The organism is Alteromonas abrolhosensis (assembly GCF_001953635.1).
Lineage (GTDB): Bacteria > Pseudomonadota > Gammaproteobacteria > Enterobacterales > Alteromonadaceae > Alteromonas > Alteromonas abrolhosensis.
Map to the genome: position 1 here is coordinate 262,810 of NZ_MEJH01000002.1, position 25,817 is coordinate 288,626.

The following is a 25,817-nucleotide window of genomic DNA, read 5'->3' on the forward strand; positions in this document are numbered from 1 at the left end:
AAAGAGCACCAATCGGTGCTCTTTTTGTTTCAACACTACAACATTAGAAACTTAAAATTTATGCAAACACCAAAACCAATTAAACGTGCTCTCCTTAGTGTCTCTGATAAAACCGGTATCCTCGATTTCGCGACAGCGCTGCATAACGCTGGCGTAGAACTTCTGTCGACGGGCGGTACTGCGAAACTACTCGCCGACGCTGGCTTACCTGTGAAAGAAGTGTCTGATCACACAGGTCACCCAGAAATTATGGCTGGCCGCGTTAAAACTCTTCACCCGAAAATTCATGGCGGTATCCTTGGTCGTCGCGGTACCGATGAAGCGGTGATGGAAGAACACAACATTGCGCCTATCGATCTTGTGGTGGTTAACCTTTACCCGTTTGCTGCTACCGTGGCAAACGAAGACTGTACACTGGAAGATGCGATTGAAAATATCGATATCGGTGGGCCAACCATGGTGCGCGCTGCAGCGAAAAACCATAAAGATGTGACTATTGTGGTTAATGCGTCTGACTACTCTCGCGTACTTGCTGAAATGAACGACAACAACGGTTCATTAACGTACAACACCCGTTTTGACCTTGCTATTAAGGCGTTTGAACACACAGCTGAATACGACGGCATGATTGCAAACTACTTTGGTGCCCGTTTAGATAGCACAGGTTGTGAAGCAGACTGTGATCATCAGCACAGTGAATTCCCACGTACCTACAACATGCAGCTGACCAAGAAGCAAGACCTTCGCTACGGTGAAAACAGCCACCAGGAAGCGGCTTTCTATGTTGAAAACAACATTCAAGAGGCGTCTGTTGCCACTGCTACCCAGCTTCAAGGTAAAGAGCTTTCGTTTAACAATATCGCTGATACCGATGCAGCCCTTGAGTGCGTGAAAGAATTCGAAGAGCCAGCATGTGTAATCGTTAAGCACGCTAACCCATGTGGTGTAGCGATTGGCGAAGATATTTTAAGTGCCTATGACCGCGCGTTTAAAACTGACCCTACGTCTGCATTTGGCGGCATTATCGCATTTAACCGCGAGCTTGATGCGAAAACAGCGCAAGCGATTGTCGACCGTCAATTTGTGGAAGTAATTATTGCGCCGACAGTAAGCGATGAAGCGAAAGAAGTAGTAAGTGCGAAGAAAAACGTACGTCTTCTAGCGTGTGGCGATTGGGCTGGTCAGCTAACTGAAGGTTATGACTTTAAGCGCGTAAACGGCGGTTTATTAGTACAAGAGCGCGACTTCGGCATGGTTGAAATGGAAGACCTAGAAGTTGTGACTAAGCGTAAGCCAAGCGAAGAAGAACTACGCGACCTTATGTTCTGCTGGAAGGTAGCAAAGTACGTGAAGTCTAACGCAATTGTTTACTGCAAAGACGGCATGACAGTGGGCGTAGGCGCAGGCCAAATGAGCCGCGTTTATTCTGCGAAAATTGCGGGTATTAAAGCTGCCGACGAGAACCTTGAAGTAGCAGGCTCTGTCATGGCATCTGACGCTTTCTTCCCATTCCGCGACGGTATCGACGCTGCGGCTGAAGCAGGTATTAAAGCAGTAATTCAGCCAGGCGGCTCTATGCGCGACCAGGAAGTCATTGACGCCGCTGACGAACACGGCATTGCCATGGTGTTCACCGGCATGCGTCACTTCCGCCACTAATAGGTATTTACGCAATATCTATTAGTGCAGGCTTAGTGAGGGACACCAACAACTAAGTTAATCACGCAGCAAAGGAGCATTTTGTGACTTTGCTGCGTGCTTGTCGTTTTCCTTTAATCCTTCTATTACGCATGTTCTAGCGAATTTGCATCGCCATAGTGGACACTATAGCTAAGCGACATAGTTGCGAAATAGTTACGAGCTATTCTGTTAAGGCGTACATGCAATTAAGGGTTAGCTGATAAGCGTGATCTGACTTGTGGTAATTTGTAGTAATAGTGTTACCAATAAATGATATGTTATACCAGTCCGCACAGATAATTACCCTCGACAGAAAAAGGAAATAAGAATGAAAAAGTTAGCCCAATATGTGTTAGCCGCAACCCTCGGAGTGACTGCTACCTATGCCAGCGCAGATGCCATTTCTGATGCCGCAATGAGCGATATTCGCTCTGCTAGCGCAAAAGTACGCGATGAGTACCGTAACCCTCAACAAACACTGCGCTTCTTTGGCCTTACTCCAGACATGACCGTGGTAGAAGTTTCACCTGGTGGTGGTTGGTATGCCGATATCCTTTATTCTGTGGTAAAAGACAATGGTAAATACGTTGCCGCCCATTTCTACGTCGATCATGAAACCAGCGGCTACTATAAGAAATCAGTAGAAGGCTTTAAAGAAAACATGAAGCCTGGCATGAAGTACGAAGGTGCCGAGCTTACTGCATTCGACCCAATTAAAGCATTAGATATTAGCGAAGCAGGTAGCGCGGACATGGTGCTAACCTTTCGCAATGTTCACAATTGGTACATGCGTCACGGTGACGAGGGTATCGACAATGCATTTGGCGCATTTTTCAAAGCGCTTAAGCCAGGTGGCGTACTGGGCGTAGTTGAACATGAACTACCGGAAAGCGCAGATGATGAAGCTATGAAGAAAAGCGGCTATATGAAGCGCTCTTACGTAGTAGCTGCCGCTGAAAAAGCAGGCTTTGTGCTCGAAGCAAGCAGCGATGTTAACGCAAACCCACTGGATACAGCAGACCACCCGAAAGGTGTGTGGACGCTACCTCCACGTTTGGCGCTAGATGATCAAGATCGTGAAAAATACATGGCGATTGGCGAGAGCAATCGCATGACGCTAAAATTCACCAAACCAAAATCATAAAATTAAACACTCAAAACGGAACAATTAATGAACGTACTTGTAATTGGCGGCGGTGGCCGCGAACACGCGTTAGCGTTTAAAGCAGCGCAGTCTTCTGATGTTTCAACAGTATTTGTAGCGCCTGGTAATGCCGGTACGGCTACAGAGCCTAAGCTTGAGAACGTGGCTATTGATGTTAACGATATTGCTGGCTTGGTTTCTTTTGCACAAGGCAATGATGTTGAGCTTACTATCGTAGGCCCAGAAGCGCCGCTAGTTGCAGGTGTTGTAGATGCGTTCACTAACGCAGGTTTAATGATTTTTGGTCCCACTCAAGCTGCTGCGCAGCTAGAGGGTTCAAAGGCATTTACCAAAGACTTCTTGGCTCGTCACAATATTCCTACTGCTGAGTATCAAAATTTCACAGAAATTGACCCAGCCATTGCCTATGTGCGCGAGAAAGGTGCGCCAATTGTAGTAAAAGCTGACGGCTTGGCTGCCGGTAAAGGCGTTATTGTTGCGATGACCCTTGAAGAAGCTGAAGACGCTATTCGCGACATGCTGGCAGGCAATGCGTTTGGCGAAGCGGGTAGCCGCGTGGTTATTGAAGAGTTCTTAGACGGTGAAGAAGCATCGTTTATTGTTATGGTAGACGGTAAGAACGTACTACCTTTTGCCACCAGCCAAGACCACAAGCGTGCTGCTGACGGTGACAAAGGGCCAAACACAGGCGGTATGGGTGCTTATTCACCAGCTCCGGTGGTAACGCCAGATATTCACGACCGTATTATGCAAGAAGTGATTATGCCAACGGTTAATGGCATGGCTGCTGAAGGTAACGACTACGTAGGCTTTTTATATGCTGGCCTTATGATTATGGCTGATGGCACTCCAAAGGTAATCGAGTACAACTGCCGCTTTGGCGACCCGGAAACCCAGCCGATCATGCTGCGCTTAAAGTCTGATTTGGTTCCACTTTGCCAAGCTGCATGCAAAGGCGAACTTGCTGGTAAAACGATTGAGTTTGATGAGCGCGCGTCGGTAGGTGTTGTGCTTGCCGCTGGCGGCTATCCAGGCAGCTATGATAAGGGTGACGTGATTACCGGTTTCGAAGACGCCGCTAAATTAGACGGAAAGGTTTTCCACGCAGGTACCGCCCTTCAAGACGGTGATGTGGTTACCGCAGGTGGCCGTGTGCTCTGTGCTACTGCTTTGGGTAACAATGTTACCGAAGCTCAGCAAAAAGCGTATGAATTGCTTAAGACCATTCGGTTTAAAGATGTGTACTATCGTACTGATATTGCACACCGTGCAATTGCGCGCGAAGCTGAAGCGAAGTAATCGAAACATAAAGTATAAAAAACGCGGCATGATGCCGCGTTTTTTTAATACTCGTTAATTTTCTAAAAAAATAGTGGCGAATATAACGCCATCACTATTTAGTTAAAGTCACTTTCCCAAACACAGACGCATCTTTGTACCCCAGGTTTTTATCACCACTTATTGGCGTAATCTCATGGGAACCTAAGAAATGCTCTCTGTCTCCGCCATCAGCATCACAGTAGGCCAACATAAAGCCCAGTGTCATGCCTTCTTTTAAGGCTACTGGCGAATTATCGTTTCCATGCTGATAACTGTCATCATATACACGCACCGCCGCTTCCCAATAAACCTTGTAAGGCGCTTGAGTATCACGTTGCCACTTATTTTCAACATGGTCGTTGTATAACTGCGGTACCGCCTCTCCCGCCTTATTGGGGCCGATATCAACAACCTGATTGTCTAGCGCCAGGTGATAGGCAAACGCGTTGTAGTTATTGAGATGATCGCCACCAGAAGCATCAGCATCAATAAAAATCTCTAAACAATCATCATCCCAGTAACGCTCAAGCGGGTTAGCGTAGGTGTCGGAAAGGTGATCGTCTTGTATTTCTGCCAGCAGGTATAACGCATCCTTGTTCCAGCGGAGCTTATATCTACCAGAAAAATCGCTGGGCTCAGGTGCTGTGCCCCACATAAGAGACGTCATTTCCTGCCAGTCGCCCTCTTCCCATGCTGCGTCGTTGGCTACGCCATCGATTACGGGGGGCGTTGAAATAAAGCGTACGCTATCAGACTTCGCTAATGCCGCGGGAATAGATGACGTCATAAACAGTGCTAAAGTCAGTGAAGTAACTAGGGGTTGTTTACTTTTCAATTGAATACGCTCTTTGTTAGGTTACTTGCGATTTAAATTACCACGTTTCGCGCCCAGCTGCGCTTGAAATAGTACGATGCAACGCACCTTAGTTAGAAGCATTACCAATTTGGTGCAGTAATTGGTATAAAAAGGTCATTCGTTCTCTTACCATTTTGGCTATGTCATTTAGAAACGCGTGCTATCACATCCTGACTCCCGCTAGCGAAGCCCACGAATACAAAAAGCTTAGCAAGCTGTTTGATATATTCCTGATCGCGTTAATTATTGTAAATGTCGTTGCCATGATGCTGGAAACGGTACCGGGTATCCCTGCTATTTGGCGATACGAACTTCATATTATCGAAGTGGCTTCTGTACTTATTTTTACCGCAGAGTACTTCCTTCGCGTATACAGTAGCGCATCAGCCCCTAACCGCCCTACCCGTGCCCAAACATCAACATGGCAAAAGCGCTGGGCCTACATTAAAAGCCCCATGGCTTTAATCGACTTAATGGCTATTTTGCCTTTTTACTTAAGCGTATTTGTAGCGTTTGATTTGCGCATATTGCGAGTTTTTCGGGTAATGCGAATCTTAAAAATTGGCCGTTACTCACGCTCAATACAAACCCTTGCCACGGTTTTACGCAATGAAGCTCATAGTCTTGTTGCTGCGTTAAGCGTGCTGATTCTGTTTACCGTTATTGCGGCTACCTGCATTTACTATATCGAACACGCCGCACAACCCAACGTCTTCAGTAGTATTCCCGCTTCGCTATGGTGGGCCCTGGTTACGCTAACGACAGTAGGTTATGGCGACGCCGTTCCCGTTACTGCGCTAGGTAAAGTATTTGGTGGACTTATTACCATTATGGGCATTTGTTTCTACGCCCTACCAGCGGGTATTTTGTCATCGAGCTATACCGCACAAATGCAACTAAAACGCGATCGATTTAAAGATACAGTGCGTAGCGTTTTGGACGATGGGAAGCTAAGTGAGCATGATGTGCACCACTTAGAGCACGTGCGAGCGCTACTAGATTTAGACGAGGAAGAAGCAAAGTTAATTGTGCGTCTATTACAGCACCATCACAAAGGGCTAGACGATTGATTTGGCGTAGGTTCAAATACAAATTCTTATTATGAACTGAGCACTGAACTCGCGTACGTCCCCTTGATTCTTAGCGCGCATCAGCTTATAACTAGTACCCGTCATTTCCAAAAAGAATTCCTATGTCTGTCAAACATCCTATTATTGCTATAACAGGTTCTTCTGGCGCGGGTACTACTACCACGACCAATGCTATTCGCCATATTTTCAGGAACTTAAGTGTTAATGCTGCAGTGGTGGGAGGCGATAGTTTTCACCGTTTTACCCGCCCTGAAATGGAAGTAGAAATTCGCAAAGCCCAAGAACAAGGCAGACATATCAGCTACTTTGGCCCTAAAGCCAACGACTTCGAACTCTTGGAATCCCTGTTTAGGGAATACGGCAGCTCAGGTACAGGCCAGTTCAGGCAATATCTTCACACCTTTGATGAAGCCGTACCGTTTAACCAAATGCCCGGCACCTTTACACCTTGGCAAGATTTACCCCAAAACACCGATTTACTGTTCTATGAGGGCCTGCACGGCGGCGTCAAAACGGAAGAAAATGACGTTGCTAAGCACGTAGATTTATTGGTCGGCATGGTGCCGATTGTAAACTTAGAATGGATCCAAAAAATTGTTCGCGATACCACTGACCGAGGGCACTCTCGTGAAGCGGTAATGAGCAGTATCGTGCGAGGCCTAGACGACTACTTCCACTACATCACGCCGCAATTTTCACGCACTCACGTTAACTTTCAGCGCGTGCCCACCGTTGATACCTCGAACCCATTCAGCGCCCGGGAAATTCCGACCCAAGATGAGAGTTTCGTGGTAGTGCGCTTTAGGCGCGAAATGAAGACTGTCGATTACCCCTATCTACTTCAAATGATCGACGGCGCGTTTATGTCTCGCATCAACACCTTGGTTGTACCCGGCGGAAAGATGGGCTTAGCCATGGAACTCATTTTGACTCCTCTCCTTGAAGACATATTGAATAAAAAGCGCAGAGCTGGTCATCAAATGGACTGGCTAAGTAGCGACGAGTAAACCCAATATACACCGCTTCTATAGGCATATATTTAAAACAGTAAGTCGTAATGGCTCATGCCCTGCGTCAATCTAGGTTCTATTCGGAATCATTCTTGATTTAGTTTTTGACACAGCAGGCCCCTATTATGACCACAATTAAAAGCCAACAGATTTGGGTAGACCAGCAAAACCTTGCCAACACTAACGTTGTTACCCGCGATATAAGCATCAGCGACTTACAGCAAGACGAAGTATTGCTTGAAACGGACAGCTTTGGCTTTTCTGCTAACAACATCACGTATGCCGCGCTGGGCTTTAAAATGGGCTATTGGGGCTTTTTCCCAGCAAAAAGTGATAAAGACGTTGATGAAGCACATGGCTTCGGTATTGTGCCCGTTTGGGGCTTCGCTACCGTTAAGGCGTCTTGTCATAGGGATATCAAGGTAGGTGAAAAGGTGTTCGGCTACCTGCCTATGGCTAGCCATTGGGTGATAAAAGCTGGAAAAGTTGCCCCTCACGGTTTTTCAGACATCCACGAAAAACGGAAGAGCATTAGCCCTGTTTACGATCAATATCTTCGCTGTGCCGCCGACCCCGGCTACGACAAAAACCGCGAAGCATGGCAACTTAATTTTAGACCCCTTTATATGACTTCGTTTGTGCTCGATGACTATGTGGCAGAGAAAGCAAACAATGAAACCTTACTGTTGTCGAGCGCTTCGAGTAAAACCGCGTTGGGTACGGCGCAACTGCTTAAAGACCAAAAAGCGTCACGAGACGCAAGCTATAAGGTGGTTGGGTTAACCTCGAAACAGAATGTGGATATGGTAAAAGCCTCTGGCTGCTACGACGAAGTGTATAGTTATGACGAACTTTCAGCCCTAAGTAGCGAAGGTAATAGCAGCGATGCGCGCTACTGGCTGCTTGATTTCGCCGCCAACGGGACACTGATTAATAACCTTATCAAGCAACTTGGCGATAGCTTAGGCGACGTTACACTCATTGGTGCGACAGACTGGAAAGCCCAAGAGAAACCCAATCCAAAACTGCTCAATGCAGAGATCTTTTTCGCACCAGCGCGCGTGAAACTGCGACAGCAAGAATGGGGGCACGAGGCATTCTTAGCAAAATACGCCAGTGCATGGAAACGCTTCGCAGAGAAAGTGAGCGATCAGTTCTACGAGCAGTCGCACAGCGGGACTGATGCTATAACACAGTTATATTTAGAAACCCTTAACGGGTCGGCGCCCACGAAAGCGCTTAACGTCGTCACCTTTGATTAGTGCCTCTTTAGGGATACGACTTTAGCTGATGGAGGGTTGTAACAGCGCCTACGTTATAAAGCTTCTTACCAATACGCAGTTCACTATAAGCTCAGTGGGGAGAAAAGCGTAATGGCTTCCTCCTCGTTGGAGTCTGCTGGGCTTTTACTGGGCTTTTACTGGGCCTTTGCTGGCTCTTTCTGGAACTTTCTTTACATGCAAGTTCGACAGACCTAGACACTATTTGTAACAAACATCCCCTGCCTTTTACGATTTTCTCGCTTTTGTATTTCACATCTTGTGGTTATAGTGAAACAAAAGTAAAACGAAAGGTATGAGTATGGGTCAGGAAACCTCTAAAATTCTCGTTGTTGATGATGACATGCGTCTGCGCAGCCTATTAGAGCGCTATTTACTCGAACAGGGCTATCAAGTACGCAGTGCGGCTAACGCAGAACAAATGGACAGACTGCTAGAGCGCGAGAATTTTCACCTTATGGTTTTGGACCTTATGCTACCTGGTGAAGACGGCTTGTCTATTTGCCGCCGATTGCGCCAGCAAGAAAACGACATGCCCATTATTATGCTTACTGCAAAAGGCGATGAAGTTGACCGTATTATCGGCCTTGAAATGGGTGCAGACGATTATTTGCCTAAGCCATTTAACCCACGCGAGCTACTAGCGCGTGCTAAAGCGGTATTGCGCAGACGCAGCAGCGAAGCGCCGGGCGCGCCGTCTAAAGATGTGCAAATTGTGGAATTTGGCAATTACAAGCTGAACCTCGCCACCCGTGAGATGACAGCTGGCGATACACCTTTAACACTGACAAGCGGCGAGTTTGCAGTATTAAAATCTCTGGTTACTCACCCCCGCGAGCCATTGTCGCGAGACAAACTGATGAACCTAGCGCGTGGTCGCGACTACAGTGCACTAGAGCGCAGTATTGACGTTCAGGTTTCGCGCTTACGAAGAATGCTTGAAGAAGACCCTGCCAACCCTCGCTATATTCAAACAGTATGGGGATTGGGGTACGTATTCGTGCCTGATGGCGAACAAGTTTAGCACCTATGGCTGATACGGCGGGCTCTTCCCGTCTTTGCCAGTGCGCAAATGAAGTATGTTTACTCATGACTCCTAATTATGCGTTTACCTACTGCCATTCCAAACACTGGCTTATGATTCAAAGCGACGGCATGTTATGCGTTTAATTCCCAAAAGTGCATTTGGCCAAACCGTCATGCTTATTGGCGTGTTGTTGCTTATTAATCAGATTGTGTCCTACATCTCTGTTACCTATTACTTTATTCAGCCCAGTTACCAACAAATTAACAGCTTATTGGCCACCCAAGTTAAATCTGTGCTCGCCAACGACTTGCTGGTGACTAACCAAGAGACCCGAGACCGCTATTTTCAAAAAACACAGGTGCAGGTCTTTGACGAAAGCGTTGCCAAACAGAATGGATTAGAAAGCGCCGTATACTATAGCTATATTTCTTCTCAGGTTAGCGAGCAACTCAGGCAACTTGCTGATGTACGTATTAGCACTACCACGCAGGCCAGTGATGAAAATGCACCTTACATTGTGTGGATATCCCTGAACCGCTACCCAGACACGTGGATCTCTATTCCTATTTCAGGACTTAACGAAGCGAATATATCCCCTCTCACTATGTACTTGATGGTAATTGGTATATTAAGTGTGGCCGGCGGCTGGTTGTTTGTAAGACGCATGACTCGCCCGTTGTCAGCCCTGCAAAAAGCAGCAATAGCGGTGGGTAAAGGCGAGCACCCGGCGCCGCTTCGCGAACAAGGCAGCACCGAAATGATTCAGGTTACTCGGGCGTTTAACCGCATGAATCAAGGTATAAAGCAGCTTGAGAATGACCGAAATATCATGACAGCAGGTATTTCTCACGACTTGCGCACACCGCTTACCCGTATTCGCCTTGCCTCAGAAATGCTGCCAGAAGATCAAGACTGGATTAAAGATGGCATTGTAAATGACATAGAAGACATGAACGCCATCATCGACCAGTTCATTGACTATGCGCGCTACGACACCGAAGAAGTCACTCAAGAAACCGATTTAAACGCGATTATTGCAGAACTGGTACAAGCCAGACATTTAGACGATAAGCACCACATTGAACTTAAACTTAACGCCATTCCTCCGTTGTCGCTACGACGAATTGCAATGAAACGCGTGATCGATAATCTCATCGAAAACGCCTTCAAATACGGCTCGGACGATATTGCGATTAGCAGCTTTTACAATCGCCACGAAAAGCGCGTGTATTGCAAGGTACGTGACTTCGGCCCGGGTATACCGGAAGCGGAACTCGACAGTGTATTTATGCCGTTTGCACAGGGGGATAAGGCGCGTAACTCGTCAGGCTCAGGCTTAGGTCTTGCCATAATAAGGCGTATTGTTGAAGCTCACGACGGCGAGGTGACATTAAGAAATCATCCTCAACAAGGCTTAGTCGCAGAGTTTTATCTACCTTATCTGCCCCACCTACACCAAAAAGATTAAATACAGCTTACTCAGGTGATTTGAATTGGGGACTTGTGCGTATTCCGTTCCGCCTGCCCCAACAACATCTGACTTTTCCTAATATCAAAGTAGTCGCTTACAAACTCTGCGCGTAATTCAATAACCTTAACTTCTGTGGTACTTAATTTTTCGGCTGTATCCATATGATGCCAACCACAGCACGCAGCCGCCAAGCGGGATCACCCAAAACGCTGTAGTAAGTGGCGCGAAGTTCGCCCATAGTCCGGTAGAAAACGATGCCACTTGAACACCTGTAGAGTTACCGATAATTGAAATACCAGAAAGTACGGGGCCGTTGTCACTGTCGATATTCATTGCAGCAGAAAGTGCTAGTGGGAAGAGCCCACCTAGCCCTAAGCCAAGCAGTAAATTACCAGCACCAATCCCGTAAAATGAAGGCATTAACTTCAGTGCGAATACACCCGCTAGCGATGCTGTTGCCATAAGCACAATCATGCGGTGCACCGATACAAATCGCAGTAAAAAGGGGAAGGTAAGGCGGCTTATCACCATACCAGCGGTAAAGAACGCCAATAAGTTTCTCGACTGCTCACCAGTAAAGCCTAAGCCGTTTTGCGCATAGCTTACAAACCAGTTCGCGTTACCGAACTCTACGGCACCATAGCCAAAGGTTAGCAAAGTTAGAAATATGAAAACGGGCTGCTTGATAATGACCCCAAATGCCAAGGTCTTTTTAGGTGCTTTTGGCTGACCTTTAAGTACTTTTGCCTGAGAGCGCGCCGCAATAAATGCGTAGCACGAAAGCAAAATCATAACGCCTGCCAACACCTGAATAGGTAAGCGCCAGTTGTGCTCAACAAGGTATAACAGTGTTACAAAGAACGACGCCGCAAACGTTCCTAAACTGAACATAAAGTCCATTAAGCCCATCATAGTAAAGCGCTTTTCTGCGTACATTCGTGCAATAAGCGTGTGGCCAATAGTAAATATTGTTGAGCTCACCACACCTATTAATACCGCTAACACCAAAAACCATTGCCAAGCGGTAAGCACTGACACAAGCAGCAACAACGCCGTATTCATACTGAATAACGAGGCTAATAGCGGCATATATTCGAAGCGACTGGCATACTTGCCACCAATCACAGCGCCTAACATCATGCCTACAGAGAAAAGCGAAAAAAGTGCGCCACTGACTACTTCAGACATTTGCAAATCGGCTGCAATATCTGGCAGTAATATTCCCCACAAGAGAAACAATTTACCAATTAGAAAAAAACCAGCGAAAATAACGATGGTGGCAGGAAGTCGGCTCATTTAGGCTCCATGGCTGATATCATTAGAAAGACATCCGATTTAGGCGTGAGGGCACAGCGTAGTTATGCCCTTGACCACAAAGTGAACCTTTTGAGGGCGCTGACTTTTACTGTGCAAGAAAGAACAGCAGCCCTTAATTATCACATAATCACTACCTTTACAGATTGCTGATAATCGCAAGAAATTGCAAGTGAAAGCGTTTTCCCTTTTTCATCCCACATTACAGGCACGCTCCTGCCATCAAGTGAAACGCTCTGTGGTTTTTCGCTTAAACCATGCACGATGTAAGTGATATCTCGCTGCTTAGGCATACCTATATAGCTGCCTTCACTATCAAGCGTCAGGGTTAATGCGGCCTTATCGTCTACTGACGCATTAAGAAGTAGCTTTGTATATAAGCCTTTTTTGACAGGCGCTGGATTTTTGCCGTCATCCTCGTAATAAGTATATGAAGATGAATTCACTGAATTGTCATGCCAGTAATGCATTTCTATTTTACGGGCATCAAACTGCTCTGTGCGGCTAAGCCCGTCAGCCATTGGCATAAAGCTTCCTGCTTTTACCCACACCGGGAAATTATCTTGGCTTAGCGGGTAGTTAACGGTTTGACCACCTTGGTATTTCGTATCAGAGAAAAAATCAAACCATACGCCTTCAGGCAACTTGGTCGGCCACACCGTTTGGTTAGCGCTAGTCACAGGCGAAACTAACAGACCATCGCCCCACAGATAACTGTCTGCATTTTCAAACCAATCGCGTTCACCATACGCCATAGCTAACGGGCGCATTAATGGCGTGCCGTAAAGCGCATTTTCAAAGGCAAGTGAATAGTTGTAAGGCAGCATGTCGTAGCGAAGTTGGATAAACTTGCGCGCAATAGACTTTACGGGATCGGCGTGGAAAATTGGCTCTGGCGCAATATTATCTTGAGCATGAGGCCTAAATACCGGTGAAAAGGTACCGAACTGAAGCCATCTTGTATAAAGCTCAGGATCAAAGATTTCGCCTCCAGCAAACCCACCTAAGTCGGAATGGGTATACGCCATTCCAAAAACACTCATTTGAAGTGCCAACTCTACCTGAGGTTTAAGTCCGCCCCAACTTCGACTCACATCGCCTGTCCACGGCACCATGCCGTATCGTTGACTGCCCAAAAAGCCTGAACGCATCAGCACGAACGGACGCGTGTCGGGTTGTAGCGCAGTTAAATTGTTATACAGGGTTTTCGCCCACTGATGACCGTAAGCATTGTGCACTTCTGCGCCGCTTACTTTTGTAGACTGCCACATGTGCTGAATATCATCAGGGTGCACTTCAGGCTCGCCCAAGTCGCCCCACCAGCCAGCAACGCCCTGTGCAGCAAGCTTTTCATAGTATTGCCAAAACCAATCTTGACCCGCTTCACTGAACACATCAACAATGCCGGTATTGCCAAAATAAAAATCGAAGGTATACGGCGCACCGTTATCGTTTTGAGCAAGGGCATTATTGGCAACGGCGCTTTCCCATTGTTTTGACGTCGTAAGAATAAAAGGCTCTGTTATCAGCACGGTTTTCACGTCTTGAGCGCGTAGCTCACTAATCATTTTCTCGGGCTCAGGGAAAGTGCCGGCGTCCCAGCTTAGATTCCCCATGTGCCCCTTAATGTCTTTGCCAAACCAATATAAATCGAGCACTACGGCATCAACGGGAATATCTTGCGTATTAAAGGCATCGATGACATCCATAACTTCATTTTGAGATTTATAGCCAAATCGAGACGCAAAGTTACCTAATAGCCAGCGTGGAGGAAGCGGCTGTTTTCCCGTAACTGCTACGGTATTCGTAACCGTGTCTTCTAAATTTTCACCCAACACCATGATGTAGCTAGCACGGCCGCCTTGTGCCTTAAATAGCAACTCGTCGCCGTTCGTTTTGCCAATATCTAGTTCACCAGAAGCGGTGTTATCGAACAATACGCTGTAATTTTTTGACGACATCACAGCCGACAAGCCAAAGTACATCTGATTTGAAGACGTGGTGTAGCCATAGTGTGCTTTGTTATATAGCGGCATGCTATGACCACGACGATCCATACCTAAAACGCGCTGGCCGCCACCGTAGAGTTTTTCTTTTTCATCAAGCGTGAACGACAAACGCACACCTTCATCGGATATAGAAAGGCCACCGCGTTCTTTAGCAACAACTTCACTGTTAAGTGCATAGCTTATTAGGTGACTTTGCTTATCAATGCTTGCAGAAATATCCTTGTAAGTTAGCGTGATGGAGTTTGGGGTTTCTGACACGTTTATATCAAGCTTATTGGAAGCAGCATCGTCAGGTAATGCCATAGACGGTAAATTTACATAAGGCTTACCGCTGTCATTCGTTAAAAAAGTAACCTGAAAGCTGTTGTTTCCTATCACCGTTACCGTGAAATCATTAGTGTTGGTATCAATGTGAAGGGCATTGCCTTGTAACGAGAACTTTTCAACATCGGCAAAAACACCGCCTGAGGTTAGCGCCAAAGCAGATAATAAAGTGGCTGGTAGAGTAAATCGCTTGTGCCTTTTCGTCATGCTAAAACCTTTCTTTTCGTTTCAGCTTTGTACAGCCCATGCACACACTGAAAACCTAATTATGTTAAGTAAATGATAACGGCAGGCAGTAACGACTTAAATAAACATACGTATTCATTGTGTGAAAAATGTTAACAGGCAGGGCGCTATTAGTGTTCAGGCATAAAAAAGCCCGCAACACGGTGCGGGCAAAACATCAATCACGTTGAGTGTGATGAACGTTGGGAAGGGGCGAACGGGGTATTAGTTACCCGGTCCGGCTTTAACGATAGCGTCGCTAACGTCATACTTTTCAAAATTCTGTTTAAAGTCGTTAACTAAGTTAGCGGCGTATTCGTTGTACTTCTCTTTGTCAGCCCACGTGTTCTGAGGCACAAGCAAATTGCTGTCTACACCGTCTACCGCCACTGGCACATCTAGGTTTAACGCGTCAATGTGCTGGGTTTCAACATCAGCCAAGTTACCCGATACAATCGCATCGATGATAGCGCGCGTAGTGGGGATATCAAAACGGCTACCTGTGCCGTAAGGGCCGCCTGTCCAACCGGTATTAACCAAGTAAACCTTAGCGCCGAACGCTTTAACACGTTTAATCAGAAGCTCTGCATACACGCCTGCTGGACGCGGGAAGAAAGGCGCACCAAAACACGTTGAGAAGGTTGACTCGATATCGCTAGTAGAACCAATTTCAGTAGAGCCTACTTTCGCTGTGTAACCGCTTAGGAAGTGATACGCCGCAGCTTCTTCACTTAGCACTGAAACAGGAGGCAATACGCCACTTACGTCGCAGGTCAAAAATACGACTGAGCGAGGTTCACCACCTCGGTTTTCAGCAACGCGCTTTTCAATGTGCGAAAGCGGGTAGGCCGCACGTGAGTTTTGGGTTAACGACGTGTCGGTATAATCTGGCGTGCGTGTTTCATCAAGCACTACGTTTTCTAGGATGGTACCAAACTTGATAGCATTCCAAATTACAGGCTCGTTCTTTTGAGATAGGTCGATACATTTAGCGTAACAACCGCCTTCGATATTAAATACGCTACCTGGTGCCCAGCCGTGCTCGTCATCACCAATCAAGAAACGCTTAGGATCGGCTGAAAGTGTTGTTTTGCCAGTACCTGAAAGACCAAAGAACAAGGTCACATCGCCTTCTTCACCCACGTTGGCTGAACAGTGCATAGGTAGCACGTCTTTTGCCGGAAGCAGGAAGTTTTGCACTGAGAACATGGCTTTTTTCATTTCACCCGCGTAACGCATGCCCGCAAGCAATACGCGTTTTTTCGCGAAGTTGATGATAACTGTGCCGTCGCTGTTTGTACCGTCACGCTCTGGCTCACAGGTGAAACCAGGTACATTCAGAATTTGCCAAGGCTGGTCGCCTTTAACATTCCACTGCTCTGGGATAATAAAAAGGTTACGAGCAAAAACATGCTGCCACGCAGTTTGCGTTCTTACTTCTAGCCACAAGGCATGTTCAGGGTCTGAGCCCACTTGAAGGTGTGAAAGAAAGTGTTCTTGGGTAGACAGGTAAGCTTCAACGCGATCCCACAGCGCATCGAATTTATCAGAATCAAAAGGCTTGTTTACCTTGCCCCAATCAATGTCGTTTTCTGTCGTAGGCTCTTTAACGATGAATCTATCGTTTGGAGAGCGACCTGTACGTTTTCCGGTTTCAACGACTAGCGCACCGTTTTTATCGAGGACACCTTCGCCGCGCTTTACGGCGCGCTCGATAAGTTCTGCATTTGGCAGGTCGGTGAGTGGCGTTACTTTCAGATCCGTTTGAATTGAGGCTGCTGCGGTCATGGCTGTTACCCTATATGTAATTTTTCAAAAGCACTTTCAAAAAAGTATCACCTCTTAGAGTGTAATGTAAACAAGGCCTAGCAAGCATTTATAAAACACATACTCACTATTTCTTACAACGGAATTTCATAAATATTGTAAATTAATTACAAGGAAAGCCTTTTCCTTGGATATAAATGCAAAAATAAGGCGTAGAAAACCTATATTGATCGATGAATTTCAAAATAAAACATGACAGTTTTCTTTCGAAAGAAGAGATGAAAACTTTCACTAGTACAGGAATAAAAGAAAGATTGAACTGTGTAGAAAAGTTAAACACTTACAGATGAGCAATTTTTAACCACAAGTGAAGTGTTGAACAAACCCGTCGATGTATGTTTTGAGGAGCTCAGATACAAAAAAGCACCTTCGAATGAAGGCGCTTTAATAAAGCAGTAAATATGTAGTTACTGATTTGAAGACGGTGCGTCGAAGTTGCCGCTGTGAATGGCCTCTACGTCGATACTATCGAAGCAATATTCGGTATGACAATACTGACAATTCATTTTGATCGCGCCTTCTTCAGCAATAATTGCATGAAGTTCAGACTTCTCAACATGACGAAGTGCTTCTGCGCTGCGCTCCTTTGAGCATGAGCAAGCGAAGGTTACGTCTTTAGCTGGGTACACTTCCACATCTTCTTGGTGGTAAAGACGATATAAAATGTCTTCAACCGACAAAGAAAACATCTCTTCTTTGGTCAATGTTTGAGTAAGCTTAGTGATATGAGCAAACTCATTGGCTTGCGACACATCGGTAGCGCTGGCATCGGTAGGTAATACCTGAAGCAACACACCCGACGCTTTTGCGTGTTCTGGATCGCTTAGATCTGTCATCAAGTGAACGCTAGTTGCTAGCTGCTCTGACTGAGCAAAGTAACTCTCAATACATTCTGAAAGTGAAGGTTTATCCAATGCTACAACGCCCTGGTAACGTTCGCCTTCATCTGGAGTGATAGTAATGACCAATACCGCCTGAGACAAAAGCTCTGAGAACGTTTCAGGTAATGTTTCTAATGTCTCGTCCCAGCGAGCTACACCGCGAAGCGTTTGTTCGTGAGTGGCGTTTAATACCGCGTAACTTACCGGGCCTTTACTTTGAATTTGAAGTGAAATTTCACCTTTAAACTTAAGCGTTGCCGTTAACAATGACGTCGCTGCCGCCATTTCACTTAACAATGTTTGAATTTGCACAGGGTATTCATAGCTGTGCACAATTTGCGTTAAGCTCTCATCAAGACGAACTAATTCGCCACGGACGTTAGCTTGGGTAAATAAGAAGCGGTGTAATTTATCGAAATCGCTCATAAGTAATCCTGTTGAGCAGCTCACTATTGCTGCTTAAATTTAATAATCTGTCGTCGCTGCTTTTTATCAGGTCTATGATCTGGTTTAGGGCTGTGAAATGCGTTCATTTTGCGCGCAGCTTGGTTTTCTTCACGTTTTGTTACACTTTCAACCGTCTCTTCGAACAGCGCTTGCGCCAAAGGCGCGCTCAATCGCTTGTCGCTTAAGCCTAGCACCTTAATTTCACGATTATCCCATCCTGAGGGAACTTTAATCATGGCGCCAAGCTCTACATGCTTGCCAGGTTTGGCTCTTTGCCCGTTGTACTGGACTTTTCCCGACTGCACCATGTCTCTTGCTATTGCGCGGGTCTTAAAGAACCTTGCAGCCCATAGCCACTTGTCCAGCCTGACATTTTGTGTTGTATTGTTGCTATCCGATTGGCTCATGTAATATTTTCGTAATGGTGTGGCTTTAGTGTTGTGACCCTCACCTTTACTAGGCTATTATGGGTTTGCTAAAGCGCGGTTAACCAAAAATTCACTATATTATAATAAAGCAGTACCATCAGTGGCAGCATGACATTCAATAAACCCAACCCACAATCTCTGGTTGTTTATCTGAACCAGCATCAAAAACAGCTACATACCATCGTAGTGGTTCTGCTCAGCCTGTATTTAATTGCATTTGCTGCCAAACTCGTGTGGCGAATTATACCCGAACCTCAACTATCTGCGACACCCACAGTAAGCCGTGCTCCGGTTATTTCTTCGTCGTCAGGCCAAAATGGGGTCAACATTGCCAAAATACAACAGTTGAATCTGTTTGGTAATGCAGCGGCTAAACCCGCGGAACCGGTAGCCGAAGTTACTGACGCGCCAGAGACACGCTTAAATTTGACCCTGACCGGCGTTGTTGCCAGTTCAGAGCAGGAAGCGGGCACCGCTATTATAGAAAATCGCGGCAGCCAAGCAGTATATGGTTTAGGTGAAAAGATTGAAGACACCAACGCCACGTTGCAAAAGGTGTATAACGATCGCGTTATTATTAAGAACGGGGTAAGAAACGAAACCCTGATGCTTGACGGAATTGATTACGATGAAGCTAATCGTCGCCGTGAAATGCAAGCGAGAAACCGACCTGAGCCGCAGGAAGAGGAAGAAGATACAGTTGAGCTTAGCGAAGAAGCGCTAGAAGCAACCGCTGCTCTGCGAGAACGCCCCGCTAACTTCACAGACTTTATTTCAATATCGCCAAAAACCGAAGAAGGCCAGCTTATTGGTTATCAAGTAAGTCCTGGCAAAGAACCTGAATTATTTAAATCGGCAGGGCTTCAGGCTGGCGATGTCATTACACAAATTAACGGGCTAGACCTTACCGACTTGCAGCAATCGCAAGAGGCACTGTCTGAGCTACGCAATGCACAAACAATAGAATTAACGATTATTCGAGATGGCAGCTTAACCACGCTTTACCTAGATTTACCTGAATCGTGACAGCAGCGGTAACAGCGCTATTTTGTTGCTAGGTAAGCAGAAGAACAATTAAAGCAAATCGGTCATCGACAAGTTAGGAAATGAAGGACGTTAGAATGAAAAGGCGCACTAGCCAAAAACTATTATCTCGCTTGAGCACAGCCATGTGCACGGCGCTTCTGTGTTTCTCGGTGACAGCCGCTGAGTACATGCCTAATTTCAAAGATACCGACATTAACGAGTTCATTAATATCGTTGGTAAAAATCTAGAGCGCACTATTATTGTCGACCCCAACGTACGTGGGAAAATAAGCGTACGCAGCTACGACATGCTCGATGAAGATCAGTATTACCAGTTTTTCCTAAACGTACTTCAAGTGTATGACTTCGCCGTTGTAGAAATGCCTAGCGGTATTTTGAAAGTGGTTCGCTCTAAAGACGCCAAAACATCGAACATTCCAGTAGTGGAAGGCGCTAACCGCGACGGCGACGAAATGATCACTCGCGTTGTTCCCGTGTATAACGTACCGGTACGTGAACTTGCGCCTATTTTACGCCAGCTAAATGACCAAGCGGGCGGCGGTAACGTAGTTAGCCACGACCCATCAAATGTGATGATGCTAACCGGCCGTGCTGCGGTAGTTAATCGACTGGTAGAAATTATCGAGCGCGTGGACCGTGCCGGTGACGAAGAAGTTGAAATTGTTAAGCTTCGCTATGCGTCAGCATCAGAAATGGTGCGCATTATTGACAGCATTAATAAGTCACAAGGCAAAGCCAATACTGGTACTAAGTCTGAGCCTCGCGTAGTGGCAGACGACAGAACTAACTCAGTTATTGTAAGCGGCGATATTAAAGCGCGTCAGCGTCTTATTAACCTTATTCAGCGCATGGACCAAGAGCTTGAATCAAACGGTAATACCCGCGTGCTGTTTCTTAATTACGCCAAAGCGGAAGATTTAGTAAAAGTATTACAGGGCGTATCTGCAAGCATTCAAGCTGAAGAGCAAGGCGGCGGTACTACGTCACGTCGAGCTGGCTCTAACCGTGAAATCAGCATTGATGCGCACGAAGATTCTAATGCCATTGTTATTACCGCAGAGCCGGACATGATGCGCTCATTAGAAGAGGTTGTACGTCAACTTGATATTCGCCGCGCGCAAGTACAAGTTGAAGCCATCATTGTTGAGGTCTTTGAAGGTGACGGCACTACTTTGGGTGTGCAGTGGGTGTCAGAACAAGGTGGTGGTACCCAGTTTAATAATGGTGTTGTACCAGTGGGAAGCCTAGCGGTTGCGCTAAAACAAGCTGAAGAAGATACTAATACTGAAACCTATGTGTCTGATGACGGCTCTCCTTATACGGTAACAAACACGCGAGAAGGCGATTACACTGCATTGGCGAGCCTTTTAGGCGGTGCTAATGGCTTAATTGCGGGCGTTATCGAAAATGGCTGGGGTGCTGTGGTACAAGCGGTCAGCACAGATACCAACTCAAATATTCTTGCCACGCCTCACTTAACGACTATGGATAACGAAGAAGCGTTTTTCATCGTGGGTCAGGAAGTGCCTATTATTACAGGTACAACAACGGGCGCGAATAACTCTAACCCTTTCCAAACTGTTGACCGCCAAGAAGTGGGTATCAAACTTAAAGTGACGCCACAAATCAATGAAGGCGATGCGGTACAACTGCTTATTGAACAGGAAGTGTCTAGCGTGAGCGGCGCAACGTCAGTAGATATTTCAATTAACAAGCGTGAAATTAAGACCACGGTTATTGTTGATGATGGCGGTACTATTGTTCTTGGCGGCCTTATCGACGAAGACGTTCAAGAGAGTGAATCTAAGGTACCACTACTGGGTGATATTCCAATTCTAGGCCATTTATTCAAATCTACATCAACCAGCAAGCGTAAGCGTAACTTGATGGTGTTCTTGAAACCGACCATTGTCCGTGACGGTGCAACCATGAATACAATCAGCCATCGCAAATACAATTACATTCGTGCACTGCAGCTAAAACGCCAGCAAGAAGGTGTTTCGCTAATGCCTTACGAAGAAACCCCGACTATTCCACAATGGGATGATGCGCTAGCGTTGCCACCTTCATTCGAAGAGTACCTTTCTGAGAAAGAGAAGCAGAAACAAGAAGAAGGTAACGACTAGCATGGCAGGGCAGGACGAACAAATTACTCAGGCATTAGAGGCGCAAGAAGAAGCCTTAGAAGCCATGGGTGAAGACGCAGGTTTGCCTGAAGAGGAGGCCGGTCCAAGACAGCTTTCTTTTAGCTTTGCGAAGCGCAATCAGGTATTGCTGGAAACCAATGAAACCCCTGCGGTTTTATATTTTACAGAGAATACGCCGTTTGATGTATTCGCCGAAGTGCGACGTTTCTACGGCGAGCCCTTTGTACCGAAAACTATTCCTGCGAACGAATTTGAAAGCCTGCTTACCAGTGCGTTTCAGCGCGATAGCTCTGCGGCTAAACAGCTAATGGAAGACCTTGGCAACGAGAGTGATTTGTTCGCTCTTGCTGAAGACTTGCCTGACACTGAAGACCTGTTAGACAGTGAAGACGATGCGCCTATTATCAAGCTTATCAACGCCATGTTGGGCGAGGCGATTAAAGAAGGCGCGTCAGACATTCACATTGAAACCTTTGAAAACCAGCTTGTGGTTCGCTTCAGGGTAGACGGCGTATTACGCGAAATTTTGCGCCCGAATCGCAAACTTTCTTCCATGCTGGTATCGCGTATTAAAGTTATGGCGAAGTTAGATATCGCCGAGAAACGCGTGCCCCAGGATGGCCGTATTACATTGCGTATTGCTGGGCGAGCAGTAGATGTGCGTGTTTCGACCATGCCTTCAAGCCACGGCGAGCGTGTGGTATTGCGTCTACTGGATAAAAACAATGCGCGCTTAAATCTAGAAGATTTAGGCATGACGCTGCAAAACCGTAATCACTTTTCATCTCTTATTCGAAAACCTCACGGCATTATTTTGGTTACCGGCCCCACGGGCTCGGGTAAAAGTACCACCCTGTATGCAGGGTTAACCGAGATAAACTCGCGAGACAGAAACATCTTAACGGTTGAAGATCCTATCGAATTTGACCTTCCTGGTATTGGACAAACGCAGGTTAACCCTCGCGTAGATATGACCTTCGCCCGCGGCCTTCGCGCTATTTTGCGTCAAGACCCCGATGTAGTCATGGTGGGTGAGATTCGTGATATAGAAACCGCGCAAATTGCTGTTCAAGCCAGTTTAACTGGTCACTTGGTACTTTCTACCCTGCATACCAATACGGCAGCGGGCGCGATTACCCGTTTAGAAGACATGGGCATTGAGCCATTTCTGTTGTCTTCGAGCTTATTGGCCGTATTGTCACAGCGACTCGTTCGTACCCTGTGCCCAGATTGCAAAAAGCCACATACACCTGACGCCTCTGAGCTGGAAATACTTGGGCAGAATGCCACAAGCGACACCACTATCTTTAAGCCGCACGGCTGCGCCGCGTGTAACCAAACGGGATACCGCGGTCGTACCGGTATTCACGAGCTATTGTTGGTAGATGAAAAAGTGCGTGAAATGATGCACGAAGGTGTGGGTGAACAAGCCATTGAGCGCTATATCAGAAAAACGACACCAAGTATTCGTGAAGACGGCTGTAGCAAAGTGCTTGCTGGTGCTACCTCACTTGAAGAAGTGCTTCGAGTTACGAGGGAAGACTAAATGGCGGCATTCGCTTTTAAGGCGGTTAATGCCCGCGGTAAAAATACAAACGGTGTGCTTGAAGGCGATAATGCACGTCAGGTTCGTCAGCAGCTGCGTGAAAAAGGCTTAATTCCCTTAGAAGTAGAGCAGGTCGCAGAGCGCACACAAAGCGAAGGCAAAGGCCTGTCGTTTTCTTTATTCAAACCGCGAATTTCTGCATCAGATTTAGCGCTACTCACGCGTCAACTTGCTACCCTTGTCGAATCGGCCCTTCCTGTTGAAGAAGCATTACTTGCCGTAGCCGAACAGTGTGAAAAGCCTCGTCAGAAAAACATGATGATGGCGGTGCGCAGTAAAGTGGTGGAAGGTCATGGGCTTGCCGATGCTCTAGGGCAGTTCCCTAGTGTATTTGACGAGCTGTACCGCGCAATGGTCGCGGCAGGGGAAAAATCGGGCCACCTTGATACCGTGCTGAATCGCCTTGCAGACTACACTGAACGCAGGCAACAAACCCGTAGCCAAATCACGCAAGCAATGATTTATCCATCGCTAATGCTATTTTTTGCAATGGGTATCGTGTTGCTGCTGTTGACCGTAGTAGTGCCAAAGATAGTTGGGCAGTTCGATCACATGGGGCAAGACCTTCCTGCCATTACCCAATTTCTTATATCCGTAAGCACGTGGCTGCAAAATTACGGCCTGTTCATGCTTATTGGTATTGGTGTGCTCATTGTCATTATTCAGCGTGTGTTACAACAAAAGCACATGAAGCTGCGCTACCACAGAGCGCTTCTAACCCTACCATTAATTGGCCGGGTATCTCGCGGTCTTAATACCGCGCGTTTTGCTCGCACCTTAAGTATTCTGAGCGCCAGCGCAGTACCCTTGCTTGAAGCCATGCGTATATCGGGTGACGTACTGGAAAATCAACATATTAAGAACCAAGTAGCTGAAGCAGCCATTAACGTTAAAGAAGGCAGCAGCTTACGGGCAGCGTTGGATAACACGAAAATGTTTCCACCAATGATGATGCATATGATTGCGTCCGGTGAAAAGTCGGGGGAGCTACAGCAAATGCTATCCCGAGCAGCAGATAATCAAGATAGGGAATTTGAAGCGCTTATTGGTGTCTCACTTAAGGTATTTGAACCCTTACTTATTGTATCGATGGCGGGCATTGTTCTGTTTATCGTTATGGCAATATTGCAACCAATTTTAGCATTGAACAACATGGTGAATATTTAATGAAAACACTTAATCGCAGTTCTGGTTTCAGTTTGATTGAAGTCATGGTCGTACTTCTAATCATCGGTATTATGGCGTCTATGGTGGCTCCGCAAATCTTGGGCAACCAAGAAGAAGCGCAGCTTAAAAAAGCCGCTGTGGACATTCAGCAAATGGAAAGTGCACTTGAGATGTACAAGCTACGCAACAATCGCTTTCCGACCACAGAGCAGGGGCTAGAGGCGCTAGTTACCGCTCCAACCATTGACCCTATTCCACGTAACTACCCTGAAGGGGGATTTATTAAGCGTCTACCTGAAGATCCGTGGGGCAACCCATATTCATTAATCAGCCCGGGAGAGCTTGGCGTGGTTGATATTTTCTCTAATGGCCCAGACGGTGAGCCGGGTACTGATGATGACATCGGTAACTGGAACATTAACGAATATCTGAACTAGTCTTTATGCGCTACAGCGGCAGTACAACGTTTAAAAAAGCAGGCTTCACCCTTTTAGAAGTCATGCTAGTACTGCTGCTTATGGGCCTAGCGGCCGGTTACGTTATGTTCAACGCCTTTGGCGCAAGTAAATCAGACCTGCTAAAAACCCAAGCGCAACGCCTGCAGGTGATAGTTGATATGGCCAGCGACTTTGCGGTGTTAAATCAACAACAGCTTGGTGTGCGTTTTGAGGACGACAAAAACGAATACTATTTTGTTTATTTAGATGACGATGATGAGTGGCAGCGTATTGAAGGCGAAAAAACCTACGAACCTTATACGTTGCCTGAGCCTTTTACTTTCACCCTAAATTTAGACGACTTACCATGGGACGTTGAAGACAGACTCTTTGATAGAGAACTATTCGATGAAAATCTTAGCGTTTCTGATGAAGGGGTTGAAATAGGAAACGAAGAAGAGAAAAAGCTGCCGCCACCTCAAGTGCTCATTATGTCGAGCGGTGAGATTACCCCTTTTACGTTATCGTTTAATTACGAAGGTGACGACGGCGACGCCCCTGTTTACTACAGCCTGCAAAACCAAGATCTTCCGCCTTTAGTGCTTGAAGGGCCCTTGGAGAGACCACTATGAGTGCCCCAACTGTTAAAGCTTCAGCAAAGAAGGTGAGAGCGAAAACCCCACGTCAGCAAAGCGGTTTAACGCTACTTGAAGTAATGGTCGCACTACTTATTTTCGCACTGACAGGTACCGCGGTGCTCAAAGCTGCAGGCGAGCATTTATCGAGTGTTGGGCAGATAGAATCTGTCACCTTCGCCAATTGGGTGGCAAGCAATCGTTTAAACCAGCTTCAGTTAGATACCACATGGCCACCTAAAAACAATTTGAAAGGTACCATGGAAATGGCCGATCGCACTTGGTACTGGCAGCAAACGGTGACCAAAACCAACGACAATGATTTGCGTGCGGTAACCGTTTCGGTAGGTGAAGATGAAAGCTACAGCAGCTCAGTAACGTCGGTAACCACCTTCGTCGCTAAGCCAACGGCGAGAAATTAGT

At 46.5% G+C, this 25,817-nt stretch carries 21 protein-coding genes; 15 read left to right on the forward strand and 6 right to left on the reverse strand.

Annotated features, from left to right (window positions below):
- Positions 1-60 precede the first annotated feature (60 nt).
- The 3 genes from purH (at position 61) to purD (ending at position 4,144) form a co-directional block, all read left to right on the forward strand.
- Positions 61-1,659, forward strand: coding sequence for a bifunctional phosphoribosylaminoimidazolecarboxamide formyltransferase/IMP cyclohydrolase (gene purH / locus BGK61_RS01105; RefSeq protein ID WP_015000008.1), 1,599 nt, complete (start codon positions 61-63; stop codon positions 1,657-1,659).
- A gap of 349 nt (positions 1,660-2,008) precedes the next feature.
- Positions 2,009-2,824 (forward strand): class I SAM-dependent methyltransferase, encoded by an 816-nt coding sequence (locus BGK61_RS01110; RefSeq protein WP_076011915.1) that lies wholly within the window; start codon positions 2,009-2,011, stop codon positions 2,822-2,824.
- Positions 2,825-2,851: 27 nt separating this feature from the next.
- A complete protein-coding gene (gene purD / locus BGK61_RS01115) occupies positions 2,852-4,144 on the forward strand; it encodes a phosphoribosylamine--glycine ligase (RefSeq protein ID WP_015000010.1) in 1,293 nt (430 codons plus the stop codon).
- Positions 4,145-4,238: 94 nt separating this feature from the next.
- Here purD and BGK61_RS01120 read toward each other — a convergent pair whose 3' ends face one another.
- On the reverse strand, positions 4,239-4,952 hold the full coding sequence (locus BGK61_RS01120; RefSeq protein ID WP_411454919.1) for a sugar-binding protein: 714 nt from the start codon (positions 4,950-4,952) through the stop codon (positions 4,239-4,241).
- Positions 4,953-5,155: 203 nt separating this feature from the next.
- Here BGK61_RS01120 and BGK61_RS01125 point away from each other — a divergent pair, with 203 nt between their 5' ends.
- The 5 genes from BGK61_RS01125 to envZ all read left to right on the forward strand — a co-directional run bounded on the left by BGK61_RS01125 (position 5,156) and on the right by envZ (position 10,897).
- A complete protein-coding gene (locus BGK61_RS01125) occupies positions 5,156-6,091 on the forward strand; it encodes an ion transporter (protein WP_076012892.1) in 936 nt (311 codons plus the stop codon).
- 122 nt (positions 6,092-6,213) lie between these two features.
- A complete protein-coding gene (locus BGK61_RS01130) occupies positions 6,214-7,119 on the forward strand; it encodes a phosphoribulokinase (RefSeq protein WP_015000013.1) in 906 nt (301 codons plus the stop codon).
- A gap of 128 nt (positions 7,120-7,247) precedes the next feature.
- On the forward strand, positions 7,248-8,384 hold the full coding sequence (locus BGK61_RS01135; RefSeq protein ID WP_076012891.1) for a DUF2855 family protein: 1,137 nt from the start codon (positions 7,248-7,250) through the stop codon (positions 8,382-8,384).
- Between the two features lie 319 nt (positions 8,385-8,703).
- On the forward strand, positions 8,704-9,426 hold the full coding sequence (gene ompR, locus BGK61_RS01140; protein ID WP_014951298.1) for an osmolarity response regulator transcription factor OmpR: 723 nt from the start codon (positions 8,704-8,706) through the stop codon (positions 9,424-9,426).
- A gap of 136 nt (positions 9,427-9,562) precedes the next feature.
- Entirely contained in the window at positions 9,563-10,897 is a 1,335-nt protein-coding gene (gene envZ / locus BGK61_RS01145; protein ID WP_015000015.1) for a two-component system sensor histidine kinase EnvZ, read from the forward strand.
- A gap of 126 nt (positions 10,898-11,023) precedes the next feature.
- Here envZ and BGK61_RS01150 read toward each other — a convergent pair whose 3' ends face one another.
- From BGK61_RS01150 to hslR, 5 genes are all read right to left on the reverse strand, one after another.
- Positions 11,024-12,196: an MFS transporter gene (locus BGK61_RS01150; RefSeq protein WP_076011998.1), complete on the reverse strand. Its 1,173-nt coding sequence runs from the start codon at positions 12,194-12,196 to the stop codon at positions 11,024-11,026.
- Positions 12,197-12,336: 140 nt separating this feature from the next.
- The gene (locus BGK61_RS01155; protein WP_108721580.1) at positions 12,337-14,754 is read right to left on the reverse strand and encodes a TIM-barrel domain-containing protein; all 2,418 of its coding nucleotides are present in this window, start codon (positions 14,752-14,754) and stop codon (positions 12,337-12,339) included.
- Between the two features lie 243 nt (positions 14,755-14,997).
- Positions 14,998-16,560, reverse strand: a complete 1,563-nt coding sequence (locus BGK61_RS01160) for a phosphoenolpyruvate carboxykinase (RefSeq protein WP_015000018.1) — start codon at positions 16,558-16,560, stop codon at positions 14,998-15,000.
- A gap of 446 nt (positions 16,561-17,006) precedes the next feature.
- Entirely contained in the window at positions 17,007-17,906 is a 900-nt protein-coding gene (gene hslO, locus BGK61_RS01165; RefSeq protein WP_076011999.1) for an Hsp33 family molecular chaperone HslO, read from the reverse strand.
- A gap of 23 nt (positions 17,907-17,929) precedes the next feature.
- Positions 17,930-18,334 carry a ribosome-associated heat shock protein Hsp15 gene (hslR, locus tag BGK61_RS01170; RefSeq protein ID WP_015000020.1) on the reverse strand — a complete coding sequence of 135 codons (405 nt, stop codon included), beginning with the start codon at positions 18,332-18,334 and terminating at the stop codon, positions 17,930-17,932.
- A gap of 129 nt (positions 18,335-18,463) precedes the next feature.
- Here hslR and gspC point away from each other — a divergent pair, with 129 nt between their 5' ends.
- The 7 genes from gspC to gspI all read left to right on the forward strand — a co-directional run bounded on the left by gspC (position 18,464) and on the right by gspI (position 25,816).
- A complete protein-coding gene (gene gspC / locus BGK61_RS01175; RefSeq protein ID WP_061486815.1) occupies positions 18,464-19,381 on the forward strand; it encodes a type II secretion system protein GspC in 918 nt (305 codons plus the stop codon).
- Positions 19,382-19,476: 95 nt separating this feature from the next.
- Positions 19,477-21,528 carry a type II secretion system secretin GspD gene (gene gspD, locus BGK61_RS01180; protein WP_015000022.1) on the forward strand — a complete coding sequence of 684 codons (2,052 nt, stop codon included), beginning with the start codon at positions 19,477-19,479 and terminating at the stop codon, positions 21,526-21,528.
- 1 nt (position 21,529) lies between these two features.
- Entirely contained in the window at positions 21,530-23,095 is a 1,566-nt protein-coding gene (gene gspE / locus BGK61_RS01185; RefSeq protein ID WP_076012000.1) for a type II secretion system ATPase GspE, read from the forward strand.
- Positions 23,096-24,322, forward strand: a complete 1,227-nt coding sequence (gene gspF, locus BGK61_RS01190) for a type II secretion system inner membrane protein GspF (protein WP_076012001.1) — start codon at positions 23,096-23,098, stop codon at positions 24,320-24,322.
- Positions 24,322-24,759, forward strand: coding sequence for a type II secretion system major pseudopilin GspG (gene gspG, locus BGK61_RS01195; protein WP_015000025.1), 438 nt, complete (start codon positions 24,322-24,324; stop codon positions 24,757-24,759). Before gspF ends, gspG begins: the two co-directional genes overlap by 1 nt.
- Before the next feature lie 5 nt (positions 24,760-24,764).
- On the forward strand, positions 24,765-25,391 hold the full coding sequence (gene gspH / locus BGK61_RS01200) for a type II secretion system minor pseudopilin GspH (RefSeq protein WP_015000026.1): 627 nt from the start codon (positions 24,765-24,767) through the stop codon (positions 25,389-25,391).
- Positions 25,388-25,816 carry a type II secretion system minor pseudopilin GspI gene (gene gspI, locus BGK61_RS01205; RefSeq protein ID WP_076012002.1) on the forward strand — a complete coding sequence of 143 codons (429 nt, stop codon included), beginning with the start codon at positions 25,388-25,390 and terminating at the stop codon, positions 25,814-25,816. The genes gspH and gspI overlap by 4 nt, the downstream gene beginning before the upstream one ends.
- Position 25,817: the final 1 nt, after the last annotated feature.

Bases quoted from the DNA above. Each gene is read 5' to 3' on its own strand.
- BGK61_RS01150 (WP_076011998.1), bottom strand. From the start codon at position 12,196: ATGAGCCGACTTCCTGCCACCATCGTTATTTTCGCTGGTTTTTTTCTA.
- BGK61_RS01135 (WP_076012891.1), top strand. From the start codon at position 7,248: ATGACCACAATTAAAAGCCAACAGATTTGGGTAGACCAGCAAAACCTT.
- gspF (WP_076012001.1), top strand. From the start codon at position 23,096: ATGGCGGCATTCGCTTTTAAGGCGGTTAATGCCCGCGGTAAAAATACA.
- hslR (WP_015000020.1), bottom strand. From the start codon at position 18,334: ATGAGCCAATCGGATAGCAACAATACAACACAAAATGTCAGGCTGGAC.
- purD (WP_015000010.1), top strand. From the start codon at position 2,852: ATGAACGTACTTGTAATTGGCGGCGGTGGCCGCGAACACGCGTTAGCG.
- gspH (WP_015000026.1), top strand. From the start codon at position 24,765: ATGCGCTACAGCGGCAGTACAACGTTTAAAAAAGCAGGCTTCACCCTT.
- gspC (WP_061486815.1), top strand. From the start codon at position 18,464: ATGACATTCAATAAACCCAACCCACAATCTCTGGTTGTTTATCTGAAC.
- BGK61_RS01110 (WP_076011915.1), top strand. From the start codon at position 2,009: ATGAAAAAGTTAGCCCAATATGTGTTAGCCGCAACCCTCGGAGTGACT.
- BGK61_RS01160 (WP_015000018.1), bottom strand. From the start codon at position 16,560: ATGACCGCAGCAGCCTCAATTCAAACGGATCTGAAAGTAACGCCACTC.
- BGK61_RS01130 (WP_015000013.1), top strand. From the start codon at position 6,214: ATGTCTGTCAAACATCCTATTATTGCTATAACAGGTTCTTCTGGCGCG.
- purH (WP_015000008.1), top strand. From the start codon at position 61: ATGCAAACACCAAAACCAATTAAACGTGCTCTCCTTAGTGTCTCTGAT.
- envZ (WP_015000015.1), top strand. From the start codon at position 9,563: ATGCGTTTAATTCCCAAAAGTGCATTTGGCCAAACCGTCATGCTTATT.
- BGK61_RS01120 (WP_411454919.1), bottom strand. From the start codon at position 4,952: ATGACGTCATCTATTCCCGCGGCATTAGCGAAGTCTGATAGCGTACGC.
- gspD (WP_015000022.1), top strand. From the start codon at position 19,477: ATGAAAAGGCGCACTAGCCAAAAACTATTATCTCGCTTGAGCACAGCC.
- gspI (WP_076012002.1), top strand. From the start codon at position 25,388: ATGAGTGCCCCAACTGTTAAAGCTTCAGCAAAGAAGGTGAGAGCGAAA.
- ompR (WP_014951298.1), top strand. From the start codon at position 8,704: ATGGGTCAGGAAACCTCTAAAATTCTCGTTGTTGATGATGACATGCGT.
- hslO (WP_076011999.1), bottom strand. From the start codon at position 17,906: ATGAGCGATTTCGATAAATTACACCGCTTCTTATTTACCCAAGCTAAC.
- gspG (WP_015000025.1), top strand. From the start codon at position 24,322: ATGAAAACACTTAATCGCAGTTCTGGTTTCAGTTTGATTGAAGTCATG.
- gspE (WP_076012000.1), top strand. From the start codon at position 21,530: ATGGCAGGGCAGGACGAACAAATTACTCAGGCATTAGAGGCGCAAGAA.
- BGK61_RS01155 (WP_108721580.1), bottom strand. From the start codon at position 14,754: ATGACGAAAAGGCACAAGCGATTTACTCTACCAGCCACTTTATTATCT.